Below are 23,555 nucleotides of genomic sequence, written 5' to 3'. Positions count from 1 at the left end.
TGACCTCGAGGACACCGATGACTACGAACGATCGCGCCGCGCAGCCCGAGTCGGACGCACGAACCCCCGGGACGAACCCGCCACAATCTCCCTTGACCGTCATCCGAGCCGCCGTCGTCGGAACCGTCGTCGAGTACTACGACTTCGGCATCTACGGCTACATGGCCACCACCATCGCCGCGCTGTTCTTCGTCTCCGACGATCCGACGGCCGCACTTCTCGGTACCTTCGCGGCGTTCGCCGTCGCCTTCTTCCTGCGAGTTCCAGGCGGAATCTTCTTCGGACACATAGGCGACAAGTACGGCCGCAAGAATGCGTTGTCCTGGACCATCCTGCTGATGGTGATCGCAACCGCCGGAATCGGACTGCTCCCCACGTACGTCACGCTGGGAGTTTGGGCCACCTCGGTTCTCGTCCTGTGCAGATGCCTTCAGGGATTCGCTGCCGGTGGTGAACTCGGAGGCGCGAACGCATTCGTGTCCGAGTCCGCGCCGACACGGTGGCGAGCGACCCAGACGTCGATGGTCAACACCGGAACATATATCGGGTCCCTGCTTGCCTCACTCTGCGCGCTGGCACTGAACTCGGTGTTCACCGACGAACAGATCCTGTCCTGGGCATGGCGAATCCCGTTCCTTCTCAGCCTCGTGATCGGCGGCGTCGGCATCTGGATCAGGAACCGTCTCGACGACACTCCGGAATTCAAGGAACTCGAGGACAAGGGAGAGACGAAGAAGCTTCCTATCTCGGAGCTACTGAGCACCTCCGGCGGCAGCGTCGTGAAGATCATCCTGCTCGGCGCGCTCATCACGGGTGGCTACTACATCGCCTCGGTCTATGCTGCTACGTACCTCAGGACCGAGGGCGGCCAGACCTCGCAGGCAGCGTTTCTGTCGACCTCGCTCGCCTTGGTTCTCGGAGTGATCACCCTGCCCATCTCGGGCTACATGGCCGACAGGTACGGCCGGAAGCCCGTTCTGTTCGCGGGTAGCTTCGCAGCCATCGTTCTCGGTGTCCCCATGTTCATGATGATGGCCGGCGGCACACTGTGGCAGGCCGTCGTCGGACAGTCGGTGTTGTTCATCGCGGTATCCGTCGTCAACGGTGCCTCGTACGTGACGTACGTGGAAATGCTCAAGACCTCGGTGAGGTACACCGGTCTGGCATTGGGCAACAACACCACCAACATGTTGCTCGGTGGCACAGCGCCTTTCATCGCGACGTACCTGATCTCGCTCACCGGAAACCCGCTCGCACCCGCCGGCTACTTCGTGTTCTGCGCCGTCGTCACCTTCGCCACGGTCTTCTTCGTGACCGAGACGAAGGGGACCGAACTGAAAACCGAGTGAGAGGCCCCCTCGTATGAACTTCGAGAACAAGACGATCGTCGTCACCGGTGCAGGGAGCGGCATGGGCCGCGTCGAATCGGAGATGCTCGCAGCCCGGGGAGCAAAGGTCTGGGTCACCGACATCTCCACGGCCACAGGTGACGCCGTCGTGAAGGGCATCATCGATGCCGGTGGCCGAGCGGAGTTCTATCAGCTCGACGTTACCGAACCGCACTCGTGGACCGAACTGGCGAAATCGATCGAGACATCCGATGGTGCCCTCGACGGACTGGTCAACAACGCCGGTGTCAGTCACCGAGCTGGGATCGAGGAGACGACCGTCGACGACTGGCGCCGCGTCATGAACATAAATCTGAGCTCGGTATTCTATGGAATGAAAGCCTGTGCGCCACTTCTGAAACAGGGTGGCGGTGGCTCTATCGTCAACGTGTCCTCGATCGCCGGGATGCTCGGCTATTTCGCAGCGGGATACGGCGCGAGCAAATGGGGGGTGCGTGGCCTGTCGAAGGTAGGAGCACTCGAGTTCGCCGAATACGGAGTTCGAGTTAACTCGATCCACCCCGGCCTGGTCGACACACCATTACTGCATTCCGGCTCAACGGCTTTCGTAGAGACAAGCCTGCAATCGGTACCCGCGGGGCGCGTCGCCGACGCCGAAGAAATCGCAGAATCGGTCGCGTTCCTGCTGTCGGATTCATCGCAATACATTACCGGCACAGAAATTGTCGTCGACGGTGGCCTGACCTCCGGCGGGATCTACCACCGCATTACCAACGAGTTGAAAGCTGGTTGCTGATGTCGAGTGAAGACCGAGTGGCGATCACCGAGGTGCTGTATCGATACGCCCGGGCTGTAGACCGCAAGGACTTCGAGAGCCTGAGAAGGTGCTATTTCCCTGACGCCGTCGACCACCACGGGGGCTATATCGGCACGATCGACGGTCTGATCGAGGACATCGAGCTTCGTCATCGAACCATCGACAGCTCGATGCACTTCATAACCAACGTCATCATCGATCTGAAACCTTGCGAACAGGTGGCCGACGTCGAGTCCTACTGCCTGTGCTACTTGCGGCAAGAACCCGAGATCGGATCGTCGACGCAGGTCTTGACGACCGTGAAATGCCGATACGTGGACCGCCTCGAAAGACGGGACAACGAGTGGCGAATAGCCGATCGAGTAGTCGTGTTCGACGAATCCCTCTGCACCACTATCGAAAACGTGCTCGACCCGTCTTGGATCACCTCCCGCCGTTCCCAAGCCGACCCGGTCTTCGCACGTAGGGACCGAAACAGCAGGTGACAAGTTGCCGACGCCAAGATCCGTTGGGTATCTACTATGGAGTCGGCATCATCGTCTACCCGCGCTGACAGGTTCGATCGCCGCGTTCGCGCTGCACTCGATTGGAGACTCGGTGAAACGTAAGTCCGCTTCCCAGTCGATGTTCCGTGACGGAGCCGGAAACCTGGCGTTGATTGCGGGCATCGTCGCAGTCGTCTGCGCGTTCGTGCCGTTCGTCGGAGACTTCGTGACCATCCCGGCCGGAGTGATCGCGGTGGTCAGTGGCTGGATCGGTCTCGGCCGCGCAGTCGAGGGCGACGCGTCCAACGGTCGCGACGCCGTGATCGGTGCGGCGCTCGGTGGCATCGGATTGTTCGTCGTGTTCCTGACCTTCGCGGCCTCGTCCATGTGACCGCGACCGTCCCGCCCGGTAGCGGCGGGCCGGGTCGGACTACGCGCCGAGCTCCTTTTTCGCGATCTTTCCGACGGAGTTCTTCGGTAGAGCGTCGTGGACGACTGTCCGACTCGGTCGCTTGAACTTGGCCAGGCTCCGCGCGCAGTGCGCGTCCAGCTCGTCGACCGAGATACTGCGACCGGCTCGTGCCACGACGTGTGCGACGGGCACCTCCCCGTAGACCGGATGCGCCTCGCCGACGACGGCCACTTCCAGGACGTCGGGATGGGATTGCAGGACATGTTCGATTTCGCTCGGCGCGATGTTCTCGCCGCCGCGAATGATCATGTCCTTGAGTCGATCCACCAAGACGAGATAGCCGTCCTCGTCGAGGACTCCGATGTCGCCGGTGTGCAACCACCCCTCTCGAATGGTCTTTGCGGTCACGTCCGGCAGGCCCAGGTATCCCTGCATGACCGTCTCGCCGCTCACCAACACTTCACCGGTCCGGCCAGGAAGGGAGCTCGGACCGTCGGGTGTATCGATCGCAATGTCGATACCGGGTAGCGCGATGCCGACCGTGCCCGGCTTTCGAATCCCGTTCGGCGGGTTGATCGTTGCCGCCACAGTGCATTCCGACAGGCCGTACCCTTCGACGACCGGCACGCCGAAGATCGATTCGAATGACGCGATCAGGCCGGCAGGCATGGGCGCTGCTCCACAGATGACGAATCGAAGCGACGAGATGTCGCGGTCGGTCGATCCACGGTCCGCAAGCAGTGAGTACATGGTGGGCACTGCGGAGAAGTAGGTGGGCCGGACGGTCTCCACGTTGTCCCAGAACGTGTCCGGCGAGAAACGTGGGGCGATGTGCACACGTCCACCGGCTCGCAGCGGAGCGACCGAGCCGACGACGAGTCCGTTGCAGTGGAAGAGTGGAAGCACCAGCAGGCTCGTATCGACATCGGTCAATTCGCAGGCCGTCACGATCGCGGCGCTCATTCGGTCGACGTTGCGATGAGTCAGCACACAGCCTTTCGGCCGCCCCGTCGTTCCCGAGGTGTAGACGATCAAGGCCGGTGCCGAGCTGTCGGCAGGCCCCGATCCACGATGCGTGCCGTCCAACTGCGGCGTGCGGGGACGACGATCGCGGGAGTCCACGTCGATGAACGAAATACCCTGCGCGCGGCCGAGAGTGCAGGCTTGCCCGCTACCGACGAGCACGCGGGCGGTCGAGTCCTCGAGTTGATAGCGCACCTCGTCGTCGGTGAGTGCGGGATTGACGGGAGTCAACGTTGCTCCCAGCACCCATGCCGCGAACATCGTGGTGATGATGTCGATGCGATTCGGAAGCAAGACTGCAACCACATCACCCGCTCCCACCCCCGCGTCGACGAGTTCGGCGGCAACCGAGTCGACTTCGAGCCCGAACTCGGCATTGCTCAACCAGGTGGAGTCGTCGGACAGACACGCGCCGTCCGGGTCGTTGTCGATCCGGCGGTACATGGCCTGCAGAACCGGCGAGGAGGCGTCGAGAATTGGCAGCATGTGACGTAGGTTACGGATTGCCCATTTGAAAGACTTCGGTCCAGCAGCACAAAAACCGCGGATTATTTGTAGCCCGAAACGAAAAGGAACACCCGTGCCGACACCTGCCGACATCTCGCCCGCCTCCGCCGAGGCGGTGCGCACTCACGTGGCCGCGGTTGCCGCGCACCTCAATGCCCGGCTGGCAGATGTCGTGGCGCAGATGCGCACGACACTCGCGTCGCGCATCACGGAACTGAACAACGAACCATCGCTGATCGAGCTGCTGGGATCGAGTATCGAGGGCAACGTCGACACGATCCTGCACGCTCTGCAGCACGACATCGGCGGTGCCGGATTCGAGCCGCCGGCGGCGGCCATCGAATATGCGCGCCGCCTGGCTCAGTGGGGCGTGCCGGTCAATGCCTTGGTTCGCGCCTATCGACTCGGACAGCAATTTCTGCTCGATCGAGCGTTCGAGACCTCGATGTCGCTGGCCGCGCCGGACCCGGTCCGAATGGAAGCGCACCGCGTGATCGTCGATTCGGTGTTCGACTACATCGACTGGATCTCGCAACGGGTGGCCGCGGTGTACGAGACCGAGCGGGAGTCCTGGCTGGCGGATCGCGAGAATGCTCGACTCGATGCGGTACTCGATCTCCTGAACGGCAAGGGGTCGGTGGACGTCGTCGAGCGAGTGACCGGGTATCGACTGCGCGGACGCCACCTGGCCGTCGTGGCCTGGGTCAGCGAGTCCGCCGTTCGCGGCGACCGGATGCGCAGGTTCACCACCACCATCCGCGCTCTGGCGGCGGACTTGGACAGTCCGGCCCCTCCCCTGGTGGTCGGACGCGACGGCGCTACCGCGTGGGGATGGATTCAGGTTCCATCGAACGACACGGATCTCGCCGTCGTTCTCGATCGCATCAACACTCGACCGCGGACCGAGGACGCACCCCTGTTGGCGGCCGGGGCCATCGGACTCGACGCGGCCGGGTTCGTCACGTCCTACCGACAGGCTCAGCGCGCCCATCACGTGGCCGTTCTGGGTGGCCGAGGCCGAACGATCGAACGCTACGACGACCCCGGGTTGGCCGTGGTGGACCTGTGCGCTCGCGACCCGTCGGCATTGCAGGCCTGGGTCCTGAGCGTGCTGGGACCGCAGTTGGCTGCCGACACCACACATGCCGAACGATTGCGCACCACGTTGCGGATCTACCTTGCGTGCGAACGGAGCCTCTCCGCGGCGGCTGCGGTGATGACGATGCACAAGAACTCGATTCGCTACCGCGTCGACAATGCCGAGAAGCTGCTCCCCCGGCCACTGTCCGACGACCGACTCGCCGTCGAGGTTGCCCTCACCGCATGTCAGTGGCTCGGGGCTCGGATCCTCTCCTGAGGGTGCACTTTGTGTCGGCGTCACAAAAACGAAGGTGAGCCTCGGGTCGGCGAACCATTGGGACCGCCGATAGGAACCCCGTAGCTTTCTGTGGTGCAGGACACAGTCCGATGGTTGCGTCACCGCGACCCGAGCCTCGGGCGAAAGGGCTGACTCCTGCTCCTTCATCCTCAGCGCTCGCTACAGAAAGCTCACTCATGGGATTCAAGAACGGACAGTTTCCACCTGTCGACCTCGAAACCTTCCTCGACCGGCCCCTGCTGGAACGAGTGAAAACCCTTGCACTGCATTGGGTCGACTACGGCTTCGGCTCGCCGAAGGTCATCCCCACCACCTACGTCGTCAAGCTCCTGGTGCTCTACATCGGGATCGGCCTGACTCTGGCGACACTGAGTTCCGGCGTCGGGATGCCGTGGGACGTCGGCTCGTGGTGGGACGACATGATCGTCTACCAGAAGTTGGTCTACTGGACGATGCTGCTCGAAACCGTCGGACTCGCGGGGTCATGGGGACCGATCGCCGGCAAGTTCAAGCCGATGACAGGCGGAATCCTGTTCTGGGCGAAACCGGGGACCGTTCGGATGCCTCCGTGGCCGGGCAAGGTGCCGTTCACCTCGGGTGACACCAGGACGCCGCTGGACGTCGTGCTGTATCTCGCTCTCCTGGTGAGTCTGTTCGTCCCCGTCATCGCGCCCGGAACACCGCCCGGTGCATTTGCCTCGATCCTGCCCGAGGGCATCGGCAACCTCGTCGATCCACGCTGGGCGATCGCGCCGGTCTTGCTCACCATCGTTGTGGGCCTTCGCGACAAGACGATCTTCATCGCTGCCCGCGCCGAGCAGTACGGTCCTGCGATAGTCCTGTTCGGTCTCGTGGGAATTCTCGGTGACAACGCCATCGTGGACCTCGTCGTCGGACTGAAGCTGCTCATCTTCTCGGTGTGGGTCGGGGCCGGCATCTCGAAATTCGGTGCACATTTCGCCAACGTCGTTCCGCCCATGGTCTCGAACAGCCCCTGCATTCCCACGCGCTGGGCCAGGCGCAAGCACTACCGGAATTTCCCGGACGACATTCGTCCCTCGGCAACGGCCAAATTGATCGCGCACGTATTGGGCACCACCGTCGAGATCGCGGTACCGGTCGTGTTGCTGCTCACCACCAACACGACCGTCGCACTCGTCGGAGCACTTCTCATGGTGGCATTCCACCTGTTCATCATTTCGACGTTCCCGCTGGCGGTCCCACTGGAGTGGAATCTGTTGTTCGCCTACGCAGCAGTCTTTCTCTTCGTCGGACACCCTGCAGGACACGGATTCTCGATCTTCGACGCCTCCCCGTGGTTCGTGGCGACAGCGCTGGTGTGCTTGTTCTTCTTCCCGGTTCTGGGCAACCTCCGACCGGACCTCGTGGCCTTCACGCCCTCGATGCGCCAGTACGCGGGCAACTGGGCCTCCGGTCTGTGGGCGTTCGCACCGGGTGCCGAGGACAAGCTCGATCAGATCGTGCGCCCCACCCGCAATCAGGTACGACAGCTCGAAGCCATGGGTTACCCGCCTGCCGTCGCCGAGATCACGATGCAACAGACCATCGCATGGCGCTCTATGCACAGTCAGGGCCGCGGATTGTTCTCGCTTCTGATCCGCAACGTTCCCGACATCGATCGATGGACGGTGCGTGAAGGCGAATTCGCCTGCAACTCGATTCTCGGTTTCAACTTCGGCGACGGCCACCTGCACGACGCCTCCCTCATCGCAGCGATTCAGCGACGCTGCAACTTCGAGCCGGGCGAGTTCGTGGTGGCCTGGGTCGAATCGCAACCCATCCATCGAAAGACGCAGTCCTACAAGCTCATCGATGCCGCCCTCGGCGTGATCGAAACCGGCACGTGGAACGTCGACGACGCGGTGTCCGCCCAGCCGTGGCTACCCGACGGCCCCATCCCCATGTCGGTGACGTGGCGGCGTCGCGCAGACTCGACAACCGCTCGACACTCGGCACCGGAGGCGTCGTCAGCGACGGCCGGTGCTGGAGAATCGACATCATGACGCGATCCGCGACGATAGTGGGCAGCGGCCCGAACGGGCTTGCCGCTGCACTTGCTCTGGCACGCGACGGCATACACGTCACCGTGCTGGAGGCAGAGAGCGAGATCGGCGGCGGCACCCGTAGCCACCGGCCTTTCACCACCGTCGATCTGCTCGTCGATCACTGTGCCGGTTTCCATCCGATGGCGGTGGGTTCACCCGCCCTGGCCGGTCTCGAGCAACACGGACTGACGTGGCGGTGGCCCGAGATCGATTGTGCTCATCCGCTTCTCGACGACGCGGCAGCACTGCTCCATCGATCGATAAACGAGACTGCTGTGGGCCTGGGTGCGGACGGCAAACGATGGAAGGCACTGTTCGGGCAACCGTCGTCGTCGTACGACAGACTGTCCGCAGACCTACTCGGACCGGTCGTGCACCTGCCCCGACATCCACTGCTGCTGGCGAGATTCGGTGCGCCGACTGCTCTGCCCGCTGCGGTGTTGTCACGGGTGTTCGCCACGCCGCAGGCGCGGGCACTGTTCGTCGGAGCAGCGGCACACGCGATGCGGCCGTTGACCGAAGTGTTCTCCTCCGCCATCGGGGTGGGAATCCTGACCGCCGGACACCACAACGGATGGCCGGTGGCGGAGGGCGGAACCGCGGCGATCACACGGGCGATGCACTCCGCGCTCATCGAACTGGGAGCAACCGTGCAGACCTCGACGCGGGTTGCCTCACGAGCCGATCTGCCGTCGTCGGACATCACGATCTTCGACACGACGCCGTCCGTGGTGGCCGACGTACTCGGCCAGGAACTCACGACGCGTACACGTCGCTCCTACAACAGGTTTCGGCACGGACCAGCTGCGTTCAAGGTCGACCTCGCGGTGCGCGGTGGAGTCCCGTGGACCGACCCCAGGGTCGCACAGGCCGGCACTGTGCACGTGGGAGGTAGCGCCGAGGACACCGTCGCAGCCGAGGCGGCCGTCGCTGCAGGACGAATGCCCGATCGGCCGTTCGTCCTCGTCGGGCAGCAGTTCGTCGCAGATCCTCAGCGCGCGGACGGAGACGTCGTACCGCTGTACGCATACGCCCATGTTCCCGCCGGCCTCGACCACGATGTCACCGACGTCGTGATCGACCGCATCGAACAGTTCGCACCGGGCCTGCGTTCGCGAATTGTGGAGACAGTCACCACGTCTCCGCAGAGCTTCGCCGAAGGAAACGCGAATTTCGTCGGCGGCGACATTCTGTGCGGTACGTCGTCGCCGACACAATTGCTCCTCGGACCACGGCCCGGCCGAGACCCGTACCGCACGGGAACGCCGGGGTTCTATCTGTGCTCTGCGGCAACTCCCCCCGGACCCGGTGCACACGGCATGGCGGGACTGAATGCAGCGCGACGAGCTCTGGATGACCTGCTGAAGCGCTGAAACAGCGACACAGCAATACCTTTCGCCTTCTCTGTCGTCAGCGAGAAGGCACTACCTCTGCTTTCCCACGGAAGGACCGAACACAATGCCAATCGACGAATCTCTCCACGGCAAGGTCGCACTCGTCACCGGTGCCGGGGCAGGCCTCGGCGCCGCCATAGCGCGGCGACTGGCCTCCGACGGCGCACAGGTGGTCGTCTCCGACATCGATCTCGACGCCGCTCGCCAGGTGGCGTCTTCGATCGACGGTGCGATCGCTGTCGCGACAGACGTCACCGACGAGGATCAGGTTCGATCTCTCGTCGAGCAGACCGTCGAACACTTCGGCAACCTGCACATAGCAATTCCGAATGCCGGTGTCGGCGAGGTCAGAGCGATCGCACAGATGTCGTACGCCGATTGGCGGCGTACCACCGCAGTCAACCTCGATGGCGTGTTCCTGACCATCCGATATGCCGCACCCGCGATCGCAGCATCCGGCGGCGGCTCCATCGTCACCATCAGCTCGATCACCGCGACGGCAGGTTCGGCGCTGCTCGCGCCCTACGCCGCCAGCAAGGCCGCGGTGAGAAATCTGACCGAAACCGCCGCAACGGAGTTCAGAGCGCAGGGTGTTCGAGTCAACGCTGTGCTGCCAGGGTTCATCGATACCGCTCTGGTCACCAAGGCAGCCCCCGAATTCGAGGCAGCTCTGGGGCTACCGGAAGGAGGGTTCGACACCCTCATCGCCGACAAACAAGGGCGCTACGGCACACCGGAGGAAGTAGCAGCAGCTGTCGCGTTCTTCGCATCGCAACAGTCGTCCTGGTGCACGGGGAGCAGCCTCGTCCTGGACGGCGGACTGGTCGGCTCACTGCTCTGAACGCCTGACGGGGTTCGAGGAGCGAGGGCGCATCCGTGGCGTTCCGGTTCGAGTCGGCGTGGGGCCCAGGTGTGGAAACCGCTCACGCGGGTAACCGATGGACAAGGAGCAGTTCACGCGGCCGCCAAAACCTCTGTTATATCGCGCGTTTCGCGATCGGAGCAGCGCACACAACCGAAGGATCCTCAAATGTCCAACAGAAATACCCTCATCCGTTCGCTACACGATCTCGGTGCTGCTGCCTGGTTCGGCGGTTCGCTCATGGGTGCCGTCGGCGTGAACGGTGCTGCCACTGCGGTTCAGGATCCGCGAGACCGCGCACAGGTTGCCGCGGCAGGGTGGGCGAAATGGGCTCCGGTCAACGCCGCGGCCATCGGTGCACATCTCATCGGCGGCGCAGGCATACTCATGGCCAACCGCGGCCGGGCTCGTCATCAGCAGGGTGTCACCGCCAATACCAACTTGAAAATCGCCGTTACCGGTGCCGCCCTCGCCGCCACTGCATACAGCGGTGTCCTCGGCGCGAAGACGACCAAGGCTCAGGGTCATTCGATCGATTCGGCAACCGAGCCGTCAGCAGGTACCCCACGCGAGGCCGCCGCGGCACAGAAGCAATTGAAGTACCTCCAGTGGGCATTGCCGGTCCTGACCGGAACTCTCGTGGTGCTGGGTGCTCAGCAGGGTGAGCAGCAGAGGCCGACCGAAATCTTGTCGGGAATCGCAGGAAAGCTGGTCGCCCGCGCGTAGAAACACGCGAATGTGCCCTACCCCGTCGCAGCCATTGCGGCGGGGTCGGACTTGTTGGGGCAGTGCAGACTTCGGCGTGCAAGGTTCGGCGGTCAAGGGGGCCTAGGAATTCCAGCGAAGACTGGGGGTCATCGCGATGTCGGTCACTTGCTGGACCGTCAACACAGGGTCGGCGGATACATCGACGATGCTGCCGTCGGTCCCGTATACCTCTACGCGACTGCCTCTCTCGGATGATCTCAGATCGACGACTGTACCGTCACTCAGTGTCCGACGCTCATCGACCTGTCCGGCAAAACATGGACCGGCAGATTGGTCGGATGTCGACAGCCTCACGTTCAGGTCACCCACGGCTCCGCCCAGCGAGATACGCCCATACGCAGAGGCGCTGAAGTCGAATGTCAGCGGTGGGAACATGGCATCGGGTTCTACCGTGGTCCCGGCGGGAAGGGCTCGCGCCAAAGCGGCCGACTGGGCCGAAGCGTCGAACCCCGCCGGGGCGGAATCCGGTCCGACAATGGCGTAGTTGATTCTCTGCATGTCCTCGGGTTGGACGACCTCCGCACAGCCGGGTATCGACACGGCGTCGGGTTGCGGATCGTGGAGAAGACCGGCGACTACGACGCCTGCTGCCACGGTGCCGACGATCACCGAGACTGTCGTCCACACCGACTTCGGGTCACCTGGGCTGGCCATCCTGCCAGTGTCCACCGCCGGCGACGACCCCCATCGTCCGGGTCGCGCTGCGTCGCAGGCTTTACCGCCGGGACCGTTCGGCAAACCCCGACCCCACTGCTCCGACCGCGAACACCGCTGCGGTCAGCACGATGTTCGGCCACAGACCGAAGCGGGGGTCGAGTGCCCACTCCCGCGGCACGAGATTCTCGACGTTGTAGAGGTTGGACACCAGACTCGCAGCGACGGCGACAACACCGATTGCCACCAGCAACCGTGACCGCAGATCGCAAATCGCTCGCGTGCCCTCCTAGGCGAGACAAGCACACCTTACGTCCGGTTTCTTTTCAACGGGTGTGCTTTCGACCAATCTGCACGCCGTCTACCAGGCCGCACATTGAGTGCCACAAATCTCAAACTGAGACGGATGAGACGTAGATCACGGTGTTCAATCATGTGCACATCTTCCCGAGAAGGTCGACAACCCCTGCCGACCTCGCATCCAGGAGGCGCACATTGAGTAGGCAAAGCCTTACCAAGGCACACGCGAAGATTTCGGAGCTGACGTGGGAACCCACGTTCGCTACCCCTGCTACTCGCTTCGGCACGGACTACACGTTCGAGAAAGCACCCAAGAAGGACCCACTCAAGCAGATCATGCGGTCCTACTTCCCCATGGAGGAGGAGAAGGACAACCGCGTGTACGGCGCGATGGACGGTGCCATTCGCGGCAACATGTTCCGCCAGGTCCAGCAACGCTGGCTCGAGTGGCAGAAGTTGTTCCTCTCGATCATTCCGTTCCCCGAGATTTCGGCGGCCCGTGCGATGCCGATGGCGATCGACGCCGTGCCGAACCCCGAGATCCACAACGGCCTTGCCGTTCAGATGATCGACGAGGTGCGTCACTCGACGATTCAGATGAATCTCAAGAAGCTGTACATGAACAACTACATCGACCCGGCCGGCTTCGATATGACCGAGAAAGCGTTCGCGAACAACTACGCGGGCACCATCGGCAGGCAGTTCGGCGAGGGCTTCATCACCGGTGATGCCATCACGGCGGCAAACATCTATCTGACGGTGGTGGCGGAGACGGCGTTCACCAACACCTTGTTCGTGGCCATGCCGGACGAGGCCGCCGCCAACGGCGACTACCTGTTGCCGACGGTGTTCCACTCGGTGCAGTCCGACGAATCACGGCACATCTCGAACGGGTACTCGATTCTGCTCATGGCCCTCGCCGACGAGCGAAATCGTCCTCTCCTGGAACGCGATCTGCGTTACGCCTGGTGGAACAACCACTGCGTCGTCGACGCGGCCATCGGCACGTTCATCGAGTACGGCACCAAGGATCGACGCAAGGACCGCGAAAGCTACGCCGAGATGTGGCAGCGGTGGATCTACGACGACTACTACCGCAGCTACCTGATCCCGCTCGAGAAGTACGGCCTGACGATCCCCCACGACTTGGTCGAAGAAGCGTGGAACCGGATCACGAACAAGGGCTACGTGCACGAGGTCGCGCGATTCTTCGCCACCGGTTGGCCGGTCAACTACTGGCGCATCGACACCATGACCGACACGGACTTCGAGTGGTTCGAGCACAAGTACCCCGGCTGGTACAGCAAGTACGGCAAGTGGTGGGAGGAGTACAACCGGCTCGCGTACCCGGGGATCAACAAGCCGATCGCATTCGAGGACGTCGGCTACCAGTACCCGCACCGCTGCTGGACGTGCATGGTGCCGGCCCTCATCCGCGAGGACATGGTGGTCGAGAAGGTCGACAACCACTGGCGCACTTACTGTTCGGAGACGTGCTACTGGACCGACGCAGTTGCCTTCCGCGGCGAGTACGAGGGTAAGGAGACGCCGAACATGGGTCGTCTCACCGGTTTCCGTGAATGGGAGACACTGCACCACGGCAAGGATCTCGCCGACATCGTCTCCGATCTCGGCTACGTCCGCGACGACGGCAAGACCCTCGTCGGTCAGCCACACCTCGATCTGGATCCGAAGAAGATGTGGACACTCGACGATGTCCGCGGGAACACCTTCCAGAGCCCGAACGTGTTGCTGAACCAGATGACCGAATCGGAGCGGAACGCGCACATCGCCGCGTACCGAGCCGGCGCGACCATGCCTGCCTGATCACAGACTCGGTGGGCAGCGGCCGATCACGGGCGCTGCCCACCGCATCCAGCACGATCACTTTCTTTCGATTCAGGAGAACCCCTCGTGGCCGACACACACCGAATCACGTTCGACCCGGTCGACATCGAGATGGAAGTCCGAGAGGACGAACACATTCTCGACGCGGCCTTCCGACAAGGAATCCACCTGATGCACGGCTGTCGCGAAGGACGTTGCTCGGCGTGCAAGTCGTTCGTTCTCGACGGAGACATTCAGATGGAGGGCCACTCCACTTTCGCGTGCAACGAAGCAGAACAGGACGAGGGATTCGTACTACTCTGTCGTACAAAGGCTTACAGTGATTGCACCATCGAGCTGCTCAATTTCGACGAAGACGAACTACTCGGCGGAATTCCGATTCAGAACGTCACCACCCGCGTCGTCTCGGTCGAGTCGGTCACCGCCGACATCGTGGCCCTACGCCTCGAACCGATCGAGCCCGAGGTGTTCGAGTTCAAACCGGGCCAGTACGCCGATCTGCAGATCCCCGGCACCGACGAGTTCAGATCCTTCTCCATGGCGTCGACACCGTCGACGCCGAACCAGGTCGAATTCCTCATCAAGAAATATCCGGGCGGCGTATTCGCAGCCTTGCTGGACGACGGAATTTCGGTCGGCGACAGCATTTCCCTGACCGGACCGTACGGCTCCTCGACCCTCAAGGACGGTCACGTCCTGCCCGTGGTCTGCATCGGCGGTGGTGCCGGCATGGCACCCGTCCTGTCGCTGGTCCGGCACATGAGCGAGTCCGGCAACACCCGTCCCGTGCACTTCTACTACGGCGCGAGAACCCCGGCCGACCTGTTCTACGTCGACGAGATCATCTCCCTCAGTGCAGGTTTGGTCGACTTCACCTTCGTGGCGTGCGTATCCGACGCAGCGGGAGTCGCATCCTCGGGATCCTTGTCGATCGAAGAGGGAAACGTCACCGACGTCGTACGTCGTCTCGAACCCGACATCGCCAAAGCCGAGGTCTACCTGTGCGGACCTCCCCCGATGGTCGACGCTGCGTTGGACCTCCTCGACGTGTGCGGAACGCCGACGGACCAGATCTTCTTCGACAAGTTCACCAGCCCTGCCTTCGACTAGTTCACCGCCGAGACCGGGCACGCGCACCACGAACACCAGCCCCTACCTCAACCGAGAGGCCAGACATGACTGCCACCACAGACTCGACTGCCACGACGGAGCCGAAGCAACGCAGCTTCCCCACAATCGAATTCACCGATTCCGAGGCCGGAGCCAAGGAGTTCCCCAGTTCGAGAAGCCGTACGTACAGCTACTACACACCGGCCAAACGTCGGGCCACGATGTACGAGGACGTGACCGTCGACGTTCAGCCGGACCCGGATCGGCACCTCACGCAAGGGTGGATCTACGGCTTCGGCGACGGCCCGGGCGGTTACCCACAGGAGTGGACGGTCGCGAAATCCTCGAACTGGCACCAATTTCTGGATCCCAACGAAGAATGGGACCAGACGATCTTCCGCAACAACTCCGCTGTCGTGCATCAAGTCGAGCTGTGTCTGAGCAACGCCAAGCGGGCCCGTGCCTACGCCGGCTGGAACACCCCGTGGCTGAAGTTCATCGAGCGGAACGTCGGTGCGTGGATGCACGCGGAAAATGGACTGGCACTGCATGTGTTCACGTCCATTCAGCGTTCGGGGCCGACGAACATGATCAACACGGCCGTTGCGGTGAACGCCGCCCACAAGATGCGGTTCGCACAGGATCTCGCATTGTTCAATCTCGATCTGTCCGAAGCCGATGTCTCCTTCGACGGTTCGGCCCACATGGAGGTATGGAAGAGCGCACCCGAGTGGCAACCAACACGTGAGGTCGTGGAACAGCTGACGGCTGTACCGGATTGGTGCGAATTGCTCTTCGCAACCAACATCGTCTTCGAGCAGCTCGTCGGCTCCCTGTTCCGCACCGAACTGGTGATGCAGATTTCCGCCCGCAACGGCGACTACATCACCCCGACCATCGTCGGTACCGGCGAGCACGACTACGACCGCGACCTCAACTACACCCGGACGCTGTTCCAGCTGCTCACACACGATCCAGAACACGGCGAAGCCAATCGCGCACTGTTCGGCGAATGGATGGCGCTGTGGGTACCGAGATGCCTCGCCGCCGCACGCGCATTGCAACCCATCTGGTCGCAGCCCGCGGACAAGGCCGTGACGTTCGCGACCAGCTTGGACGCGGCGATCGCCAAATTCACCGTTCTGCTCGAATCACTCGGCCTCGACATCCCGCAGGAGTTGGCACTATGACCATGCATTTCGGATCGGACACGGAGTTCTCCAACAAGTGCGGCGTGACGCTGATGAACACGCCGGTCGGACGTGTGGTTGCCGAGGTGATGGGTGACAAGGACGGCGTCGAGCTCACCGAGTATCCCTCGATGATCCGCGTCGACGGCACCAAACTCCTCTCGTTCGACTACGACGAGCTGACCGATGCACTCGGCCAGGAATTCGACGGGTCGGTCTTCGAGGAGATCAGCTCGACGCATTACGGCCGCATGGTGCACCTCGACGACAAGACGATGCTCTTCGCCAGCCCCGAGGACGCCGCCAAGTACATCGGGTTCGATCTCGCCGAACGCCCCTGACCTCGCTTCGGCCGATCGAGCGCCGGCCATCGATGCCCAGCCCCGAACCGACACGAGTGGGAGATTCGAAGATGTACGAAACCGACGTCGACCAACACGAGACTGCCTGTCTCGAAGCATACTTCGCGGTTCTGGATCGTTCGATCGCTGAGCATCTGGCTCGCACCCGAGAAGGTACCGATCGTGTTCGTTCCCTGACACTCCGCGATATCAGAGGCGAAACACACACCACAGCGTTGTTGCGACGGCGGAGCGCACTCGGGCTGAGCATCTGTCCCAACAGTCGCGTCTTCGTGGACGAGAGCGGCAAACCCATGATGCCGGACGAACGAAGAGGGCCTCGACATTCGTCCGGACAGTCCACGCTCTCGACCCCGTGAACCGAATCGACCGCACATCACACCACTCGAAGGGAATACGTCATGGCCAAAGAACTGCGGTTCAACACCGAGGCGCGCGCTTTACTGGAGCAAGGCGTCAACGCACTCGCCGACGCGGTCAAGGTGACTTTGGGTCCGAAGGGGCGCAACGCCGTGCTCGAGAAGCTCACGGGCCCACCGACTATCACCAACGACGGCGTCACGATCGCGAAAGAGATTCAGCTCAGCAACCCGTTTGCGAACATGGGTGCGCAGCTGGTCAAAGAGGTGGCGATGAAGACGAACGGAGTGGTCGGCGACGGAACCACCACTGCCACCGTGCTTGCCCAAGCGATGGTGCGGGAGGGGCTGCGAGCAGTGGACGCCGGTGCCAACCCGATGCGTCTGCGCCGAGGCATCGAGACCGCCGTCTCGGCCGTCGTCGATTCCTTGCGCGTTCAAGCCGTCGAGGTGGTCGGCAATGCAGACCTCGAGCGCATCGCGACACTGGCGGCCAGCGACGACGACGCCATCGGCCAGTGCGTGGCCAAAGCCGTGGAGTACGTGGGCAAGTCGGGCATCGTCACCACCGAGGAAAGCGACACTCTCGGGATGTCGGTCGACGTGGTCGACGGCATCGAGTTCGATCACGGGTTCATTTCCGGCTACATGATCACCGATCACGAGCGTGCAGAAGCCGTCCACGAAAATCCGGTCATTCTGTTGACCAACAAGAAGATCAACCAGGTCCAGGACATCATGCCGAGCATCGAAGCTGCGAAGCGCGCAGATCGTCCCCTGGTCGTCATCGCCGAGGACGTCGATGGACCGGCGCTGCAGCTGTTGGTCGGTGGGAACATGCACAACACGATGCAGTCCGTCGTGGTGCGAGCACCGGGCTTCGGACATCGCCGCGTCGCAGAACTCCAAGATTTGGCCGTGTCACTCGGGGGTCAGGTCATCGCCAAGGACACCGGACTCGAGCTGTTCGAGGTCTCGCTCGACCAACTGGGCTCGTGCGACCGCATCACCGTCACCGAGCACTCGACCACCATTGTCGGTGGCCGGGGCGATCCCAAGCTGCTCGACGCACGCGTGGCTCAGCTCGAGTCGCAATTCGAGCGCTCCAAGATCGACGGTGACCGGGACAGCCTCGAGCAGAGGATCGCACGACTGACCGGCCGGGTGGCCGTGGTCAAGGTAGGCGGGGCCACCAGTGTCGAGCTCAAGGAACGCATGCTGCGTGTCGAGGACGCCCTGGCGGCGTCTCGAGCAGCTCTGGAATCCGGGATCGTCTCCGGCGGGGGTACCGCGTTGGCGCAGTCCCATCGCGCCCTCGGCGAGTTGGAGCTGACCGGAGACCAGGCGATCGGTGCCGAAGTGGTCCGCAAAGCGCTCACCGAACCACTTCGATGGATCGCCATCAACGCCGGCTACGAAGGCGACGACGTCGTGGAGATCGTGTCCGGACTGCCACTGGGCCATGGCTTCAATGCGCTCACCGGCGAATACGGAGACATGTTCGACGACGGAGTGATCGATCCCTTCAAAGTGACGCGTGCGGCGCTCGAAAGTGCAGCTTCCATTGCAGCGCTGCTGATCACCACCGAAACCGCAGTGGTGGAAGAGGTATTCGGCAACCCGGGCGCGATCGTGGCCCCCGGATTCGGCGATCTCGCCGAAGGAATGGTCCGCCCCTCGAACATCTACTGAAACCCAACGAGTTTCGCGCTACTCGGGGGTCGGCATCGCAGTGAGGACGCCGATCCCCGAGCCGCACCAAGGAGCCAACCACGATGTCCTCATCGAAGCCGCGACGCGAGCTGACCGATCACGACCTTCGAGTCGTGCTGCGAGTTCTGACCGGCATTCATATCGGTCCCGAGGTACCTGTCGCAGCCGAGTCCCAAAAACCGCAGACGCCACGCTTTCCGACGGGTAGACTCGACCCCCGCAGAACACCTACGCCGAATCATTCACGCGCAGGCGGTAATTGAGTTTCCTCGATTGTTGTGGGTAGGTGGCGGCTTTGGCAAGACAGGGCGCACGCGATCTCTTGAAAGCGCGTGACAAGTTCTTCGTAGAGAACGAGTTCGACGACGCGGTCCGAGACCAGATCTCGTTCTCGTGGGAACGATCGCGCGCACTGAACATCCAACCCGACATTCTGCACCTGCCCTTCGTTCGCGAACCCGACTTGGACAGCCCTCTCGTCGTCGCCGCAGCGCCCGTACTTCGCCAGCTCGCAACAGGTTTGGTGGACGAGCCGATTTCGGTGATCCTCACCTCGGCCGACGGTGTGGTGTTGGACCGCGTGGCCGGTAGCAAGCCACTGCTGGATAATTTGGACAACGTCAATCTCGCACCGGGCTTCAGCTACTCGGAAGAATATGCCGGAACCAACGGCATCGGCACAGCGCTCGAGACTCGCCAACCGACTCTGGTCTACGGAGCCGAACACTACGTCGAGAGCTTGGGCGGGTTGGTGTGCGCCGGCGTCCCCATCGTTCATCCCATAACCGGACTCGTCGTCGGCGTTCTCGACGTGACCGGGTGGATCGACGACGGAGCTCCACTCCTGGTGACACTCGCGCAATCGGCGACGGCACAGATCGAAGGTCGACTGCTGTCCCAATCGAGTCAGGAGCAGACCGCTCTGCTCAACACCTATCTCAAAGCGTGCAGGCGATCCCAACAGGTCGGAGTTCTGGCACTCGGCGACGACATCGTCCTGCTCAATCGCAAGCTACGCAATGCCCTTACCCCGCAAGACCAAGCCGCGTTGCTCGAGCACGCAGTCGATCTGAGCGTCCACACCGACAACAGCAAGTATCTGCTGACCCTGCCCGGTGGGCAGACCGTCAGGTTGTCGCCGTTCCACGACGACGCCCTAGCGCCTCGACACGGCGTGGCGGTGTACCACGCCTACCTCAACGACACAGCCGGTCCGGCGGCGATAGCCATCGAGGGCATCAGGTCGCTGCCCGGCATCGTGGGAGACAGCGCATCGTGGAGGCGCGCGACCCGAGACGTGTCGCAGTGCGTCCGCAGGCACGAATGGGCCGTGGTGGCAGGCGAATCCGGCTCGGGCCGATTTGCAGTCCTCAAAGCTGCGGCACAACAGCATATTTCCAGTCGCACACACTTCGTCACCGCAGCCGAACTCGCCGACGGGGACGCAGGGATGCGGGCGCTCGAAACCGAGATCGAACAGGACGAATTCAGCGTCATCATTCGCGACCTCGACCTGGTTCCGAACTCTGTCCAGCAAGAGATCGCGAGCCTGATTCAAGGGCGCGAACACGCCGGATGGATGGGGGCCACCATCGGAACCGGTACGCAGAGCGCCGGAAGCGAGGCACTGATACTCCCCTTCTTCGGCCACACCGTGCACGTACCCGCCCTTCGACACCGCATCGAAGACCTCCACAAGTTGATTCCCTACCTACTGCGCCAAGTCAGTCGCGGTCAGGAGCTGTCACTGTCGGCGGCTGCGGTCCGTCAGCTGACCAAATACAGTTGGCCCGGCAATGTCGGACAGCTCCGCGACGTGCTCCAGGAGGTCGTGCAGAGTCAACGTTCAGGGGTCGTCGAGGCAGACAAGCTGCCACCGTCCGTCCGGGCGGTGAGCCGCAGAACCCTCACCCCGATAGAGGCAATGAACCGAGACGCAATAGTGCGCAGCCTCGAGGAAAACGGTGGGAACAAACAGGCCGCCGCGGATGCCCTCGGAATGTCACGGGCCACGATCTACCGAAAAATCCGAGAATTCGGGATCGAGTTCTAGACAGGCCAGACGCCGAGCCGGCCGCAGGTCGGATGCTCGACGAAAAAGCCCCGAACCGCATCGCTGCAGTTCGGGGCATCTTCTTCTGTGCGCGCGAAGGAATTCGAACCGAGCGGGTTGTGGGTTCGAGCGACCTCGAAGGTCTAGCTCAGTCCAACCACGTTTGCCCGCCCAGGTGTCTGCGTGATCGGACACATTGACGAGGTCGTATCGACTGCGAGGAGCCGGGTGCGCTGGCGCAATGCGGCACGTGCACTCGGGGCCACCCGCGCCACGAGACGCCTCGTGGCACTGCGTCGATGTTTCCGGCTTCACTCGGCTGGCGCTTCAGCGGTGCCGAACAGGAGCGGACCACCGCCGCAGGGGTTTTGGCGATCGGTGTTCGACTTCATATCGCAAGGCGTCCAGCTGATTGAAAACCTGCGCACCAAGCCGCCCAAACGGGCACGAATACGTCACACAGCGTCCGATCGCGGCGTTCCACGCAGGCGCATGAGGGTGTTGTCTGATTCAATATCGTCATGACTGCGACGCGGAGTAACACACAAATTGGCCACAAGGTTGGTGACAAAGTCCAAATTCGACGCGAAGGAGGTATCAGCAAAGGGACCCTTGTCGAAGATTTCGCAGACTCGCTGATTCCCGCTGAGCAGCTCGGGCGAGAGTGGGCACAGCCACACCGGTGGGCCGTTGCACTCGATACGGGTGTGCTCGTATTCGCGGACGACAGTGATGTCGTCGCGGGTGACGCCGTCAGGGCACAGTGACATCGATGACCACGAGTGAGCCGGCGGCAACGACTGCTTCACTGTGGACGCGATAGCCGTCCCCGAATGCGGCAACACTCGAGCTCGTACACGGCGAGAGCAACAGCCGCTCGGATTGTTCTACGACAGAATCTATCGCCTGCCGACTCGGTGGACTCGGTTCGGAGAGGCCGGATTCCGGTCTTGTGACAGCTGTCCCTGACCGCTGTCGAACGCCCGCCCCCTACGCGGAGCGGGCTGCCCGTCGGCTTGTCGGTGTGAGATAGTCCCGTCTTCCGGCCCTCCAATTGTGTTGCAAGAGAGGGCAGCATTGGTGGTGTGATGAAGGTACTGATGTGGTGGCTATCTGCGCGCCGCAGGGCCGCGCGGGTAGAGATCGCAGCCGTGGCGGAAGAGGCGCGAAAGGCGTTGATAGAGCATCAAAAATTGGCGCGGACTGCGCAGATCACTGGCAGCGCCGACGATCAGTGGGCTGCGGACGAAGCGCGCAGACGGTGTCAGCATCAATGGTTCGCGATCGGCGACGCAATGCGGGCTTTACCCAAGCGTGAGCGTGAGCTGGTCGAGGTATGGGACCGAGCAGCCGCCATGGCGTGGTGGCACCGCACCAGCGACCGTCAGGGATGGGCATGCTTCGAAGCTGCAGCGGCACAGGTGATCGCAGCTCTACCGGGCGGCGTGGACTCCGATGCCGTTGCGGCTGTGATCGAGGCGAGTGCACGTCGTTTCGACGTTGAGCTGCAGCGGCGGAGCGATGTGAATCCCGGCCCGTCGACACCGAGTGGGCCCGAGCTGATCGACCAGGAAAAGCTGGTGCGGCTGCTGCGCGAAAATCTGCTGGAGGTACTCGCAGACGAGTCCGGCTCGGCGCGGGCGGACATGGCGTTGCGGCATCTCGAGCCTTGGCTGTGTGAGTCAGTTGTAGAGCTGGCGAAGCCACAGTCGCAGCATCGTCTGCGCGAAATCCTCGATCGGTGGCGCGCACTGCGCGCGCAGTTCTCCCCGCCCCGGATTGGTGGTCCGAGCGATCCCACACCGGCGCGAGGCGAGTGACCGCACGTTCCCCATCCTCGCTTGCCATTGAGACCGATCTTGGTCGCGTCGGATACAGCCCACCCTCACGGGCACGGTGAATGCGATTCGGCCGTGTTCAGGACTGACAATTGTGAGCCCTGCCACCATCGTCCGGTAAGCAAACCGCCTGGTCCACGACTTGCCGAAATGTTCTTGTAACTCCAAGTACGGCTATTCGTGGGCCATTCGAGCCTCGTGAACCGGTCGAGTGCCGGTGTGGTGTTGTAGCGTGCCATCCAAAATGATCAGCAAACTTTCAGCAACATCGATAGTCCTGGCCTTTCCGGTCCGCCGAGGGAGACAACAAAATGGGAACAACGACAAGCAGAACGTCCACATCGAGGACGGCGCGGAGCCGCCGCACGGTGAAGAGAATCGCTATTCCAGCGGTTCTTTCGACGTTATTGGCCGCGGGTTCGCTTGCGTTCGCAGGCAGTGCAGCAGCAACCCCGACGCCATTGGCCGACAAGTTTTCGAGCACGGTCACCGATGACGGATGGATCCTCGATCTCACCGCGAGCAAACTATCGGCGAACCCAGTTCCGAACCTGGCGACTACGGCGTTCACGCGCGAGGGGTTCGTGTCGGCAAAGGTGACCGGCACCGTCGCCGGTGCCGGTGATAGCGCGGTGAAAACGGGGTACATCGAGCAGGGGTTGCAGATCGGGTGTCAGATCGATGTCTCGTCCGGTCTCGGCTTGGGACTTGGCTTTTCGTTCGGTCCGTCGGTGGGTGTGTCCATCTCTGGGGTTCCGTCGGCAAATATCGGTGTCAATGCTTCGGTGAACCCGAACATCCAGGCCACCATCGCTCCAGGAACGATCACCACGATTCCGCTCGGCATGAAAAATCTCGAAACCTCCAAGGCCTCGATCACGGCGGAGAACGTGCATGTGAAGGTCGATGCCTGCCTGGGACCGGTCACGATCCGCTCCTACGCGCAGTTCGCGGTGTCGACAGCGACCTCGGACAACAGTGTGTTCGTGTACTCCGACCCCACTTGGCTCTGACCGACGTCTCGATTTCATCGAAGCAGCACTGAGGCTGTTACCCAACCGTGTTCG

General features: G+C 62.6%; 21 protein-coding genes. 17 read left to right on the top strand and 4 right to left on the bottom strand.

Going from position 1 to position 23,555, the window contains the following annotated elements:
- Positions 1–17: 17 nt before the first annotated feature.
- The 4 genes from ASH04_RS16045 (at position 18) to ASH04_RS16030 (ending at position 3,042) form a co-directional block, all read left to right on the top strand.
- Positions 18–1,349 carry an MFS transporter gene (locus ASH04_RS16045; RefSeq protein ID WP_032407845.1) on the top strand — a complete coding sequence of 444 codons (1,332 nt, stop codon included), beginning with the start codon at positions 18–20 and terminating at the stop codon, positions 1,347–1,349.
- A gap of 13 nt (positions 1,350–1,362) precedes the next feature.
- Positions 1,363–2,145, top strand: coding sequence for an SDR family NAD(P)-dependent oxidoreductase (locus tag ASH04_RS16040; RefSeq protein ID WP_032407844.1), 783 nt, complete (start codon positions 1,363–1,365; stop codon positions 2,143–2,145).
- Entirely contained in the window at positions 2,145–2,651 is a 507-nt protein-coding gene (locus tag ASH04_RS16035; protein WP_032407843.1) for a nuclear transport factor 2 family protein, read from the top strand. Before ASH04_RS16040 ends, ASH04_RS16035 begins: the two co-directional genes overlap by 1 nt.
- 112 nt (positions 2,652–2,763) lie before the next feature.
- Positions 2,764–3,042: a hypothetical protein gene (locus tag ASH04_RS16030; protein WP_307718859.1), complete on the top strand. Its 279-nt coding sequence runs from the start codon at positions 2,764–2,766 to the stop codon at positions 3,040–3,042.
- A 39-nt stretch (positions 3,043–3,081) separates the two neighbouring features.
- Here ASH04_RS16030 and ASH04_RS16025 read toward each other — a convergent pair whose 3' ends face one another.
- The gene (locus ASH04_RS16025) at positions 3,082–4,572 is read right to left on the bottom strand and encodes a class I adenylate-forming enzyme family protein (RefSeq protein WP_082519299.1); all 1,491 of its coding nucleotides are present in this window, start codon (positions 4,570–4,572) and stop codon (positions 3,082–3,084) included.
- A 94-nt stretch (positions 4,573–4,666) separates the two neighbouring features.
- On the opposite strand from ASH04_RS16025, the gene ASH04_RS16020 reads away from it, so the two are divergent.
- The 5 genes from ASH04_RS16020 (at position 4,667) to ASH04_RS16000 (ending at position 11,019) form a co-directional block, all read left to right on the top strand.
- Positions 4,667–5,950: a PucR family transcriptional regulator gene (locus ASH04_RS16020; RefSeq protein ID WP_057474048.1), complete on the top strand. Its 1,284-nt coding sequence runs from the start codon at positions 4,667–4,669 to the stop codon at positions 5,948–5,950.
- A gap of 197 nt (positions 5,951–6,147) precedes the next feature.
- Complete coding sequence (locus tag ASH04_RS16015) at positions 6,148–7,995, top strand: DUF3556 domain-containing protein (protein WP_057474047.1); 1,848 nt, start codon at positions 6,148–6,150, stop codon at positions 7,993–7,995.
- Positions 7,992–9,410, top strand: a complete 1,419-nt coding sequence (locus ASH04_RS16010) for a phytoene desaturase family protein (RefSeq protein ID WP_057474159.1) — start codon at positions 7,992–7,994, stop codon at positions 9,408–9,410. Before ASH04_RS16015 ends, ASH04_RS16010 begins: the two co-directional genes overlap by 4 nt.
- An 85-nt stretch (positions 9,411–9,495) precedes the next feature.
- A complete protein-coding gene (locus ASH04_RS16005; protein WP_094621255.1) occupies positions 9,496–10,272 on the top strand; it encodes a glucose 1-dehydrogenase in 777 nt (258 codons plus the stop codon).
- Positions 10,273–10,461: 189 nt separating this feature from the next.
- On the top strand, positions 10,462–11,019 hold the full coding sequence (locus ASH04_RS16000) for a hypothetical protein (protein ID WP_032368903.1): 558 nt from the start codon (positions 10,462–10,464) through the stop codon (positions 11,017–11,019).
- Between the two features lie 102 nt (positions 11,020–11,121).
- On the opposite strand, the gene ASH04_RS15995 is transcribed toward ASH04_RS16000, so the two are convergent.
- The gene (locus tag ASH04_RS15995) at positions 11,122–11,715 is read right to left on the bottom strand and encodes a hypothetical protein (protein ID WP_057474046.1); all 594 of its coding nucleotides are present in this window, start codon (positions 11,713–11,715) and stop codon (positions 11,122–11,124) included.
- Between the two features lie 61 nt (positions 11,716–11,776).
- A complete protein-coding gene (locus ASH04_RS15990; RefSeq protein WP_057474045.1) occupies positions 11,777–11,962 on the bottom strand; it encodes a hypothetical protein in 186 nt (61 codons plus the stop codon).
- A 248-nt stretch (positions 11,963–12,210) separates the two neighbouring features.
- Here ASH04_RS15990 and ASH04_RS15985 point away from each other — a divergent pair, with 248 nt between their 5' ends.
- The 6 genes from ASH04_RS15985 to ASH04_RS15955 all read left to right on the top strand — a co-directional run bounded on the left by ASH04_RS15985 (position 12,211) and on the right by ASH04_RS15955 (position 20,650).
- Positions 12,211–13,842 (top strand): methane monooxygenase, encoded by a 1,632-nt coding sequence (locus ASH04_RS15985; protein WP_057474044.1) that lies wholly within the window; start codon positions 12,211–12,213, stop codon positions 13,840–13,842.
- Between the two features lie 87 nt (positions 13,843–13,929).
- The gene (locus ASH04_RS15980; RefSeq protein WP_057474043.1) at positions 13,930–14,973 is read left to right on the top strand and encodes an FAD-binding oxidoreductase; all 1,044 of its coding nucleotides are present in this window, start codon (positions 13,930–13,932) and stop codon (positions 14,971–14,973) included.
- A gap of 65 nt (positions 14,974–15,038) precedes the next feature.
- Positions 15,039–16,163, top strand: coding sequence for an aromatic/alkene monooxygenase hydroxylase subunit beta (locus tag ASH04_RS15975; RefSeq protein WP_027494758.1), 1,125 nt, complete (start codon positions 15,039–15,041; stop codon positions 16,161–16,163).
- Complete coding sequence (mimD, locus tag ASH04_RS15970; protein ID WP_027494759.1) at positions 16,160–16,504, top strand: propane 2-monooxygenase effector subunit MimD; 345 nt, start codon at positions 16,160–16,162, stop codon at positions 16,502–16,504. Before ASH04_RS15975 ends, mimD begins: the two co-directional genes overlap by 4 nt.
- 422 nt (positions 16,505–16,926) lie before the next feature.
- Complete coding sequence (gene groL / locus ASH04_RS15960; protein ID WP_032368907.1) at positions 16,927–18,576, top strand: chaperonin GroEL; 1,650 nt, start codon at positions 16,927–16,929, stop codon at positions 18,574–18,576.
- Between the two features lie 307 nt (positions 18,577–18,883).
- Positions 18,884–20,650, top strand: a complete 1,767-nt coding sequence (locus ASH04_RS15955) for a sigma-54-dependent Fis family transcriptional regulator (RefSeq protein ID WP_057474041.1) — start codon at positions 18,884–18,886, stop codon at positions 20,648–20,650.
- A gap of 455 nt (positions 20,651–21,105) precedes the next feature.
- Here ASH04_RS15955 and ASH04_RS26790 read toward each other — a convergent pair whose 3' ends face one another.
- Complete coding sequence (locus tag ASH04_RS26790) at positions 21,106–21,459, bottom strand: hypothetical protein (RefSeq protein ID WP_162247547.1); 354 nt, start codon at positions 21,457–21,459, stop codon at positions 21,106–21,108.
- A 276-nt stretch (positions 21,460–21,735) separates the two neighbouring features.
- On the opposite strand from ASH04_RS26790, the gene ASH04_RS15945 reads away from it, so the two are divergent.
- The gene (locus ASH04_RS15945; protein WP_156394577.1) at positions 21,736–22,470 is read left to right on the top strand and encodes a hypothetical protein; all 735 of its coding nucleotides are present in this window, start codon (positions 21,736–21,738) and stop codon (positions 22,468–22,470) included.
- Positions 22,471–22,856: 386 nt separating this feature from the next.
- Entirely contained in the window at positions 22,857–23,501 is a 645-nt protein-coding gene (locus tag ASH04_RS15940; RefSeq protein ID WP_057474038.1) for an MspA family porin, read from the top strand.
- Positions 23,502–23,555: the final 54 nt, after the last annotated feature.

This window comes from Rhodococcus sp. Leaf233 (genome assembly GCF_001426165.1).
Taxonomy (GTDB): domain Bacteria; phylum Actinomycetota; class Actinomycetes; order Mycobacteriales; family Mycobacteriaceae; genus Rhodococcoides; species Rhodococcoides fascians.
This window is presented reverse-complemented; position numbering and strand designations above follow the sequence as displayed.